At 68.1% G+C, this 282-nt stretch carries 1 pseudogene; it reads left to right on the top strand.

Annotated features, from left to right (window positions below):
- Positions 1–147 precede the first annotated feature (147 nt).
- Positions 148–282: pseudogene (locus EN808_RS36005) on the top strand (S4 domain-containing protein); the annotation flags it as partial.

Here is a 282-nt window from a genome sequence, read left to right as displayed (position 1 = left end):
GATCGGTGAGCCCACGCTGCTGCGCAAATCGCGCGACGGCTTCAACGCCAAGGTCGAGGCGCTGATGGGCGCGCCTCTGTCCGATGCGGCAATAGACAAGGGGGCGACAGGATGCCGACGCCGGATTCGAGCGCGGCCCTGTCCGTCTCGACGGTCGGCAACGTGTCGCTATTGGTCAGCGCGGGGCTGGCATCGTCCAATGGCGAGGCAAGGCGGCACGTCCAGGGTGGCGCCGTGCGCCTGAACGACCAGCCGGTAAGCGACGACCGTCGACTGGTCACG

The sequence above is a fragment of the Mesorhizobium sp. M8A.F.Ca.ET.165.01.1.1 genome (genome assembly GCF_004792065.1).
GTDB lineage: Bacteria > Pseudomonadota > Alphaproteobacteria > Rhizobiales > Rhizobiaceae > Mesorhizobium.
This window is presented reverse-complemented; position numbering and strand designations above follow the sequence as displayed.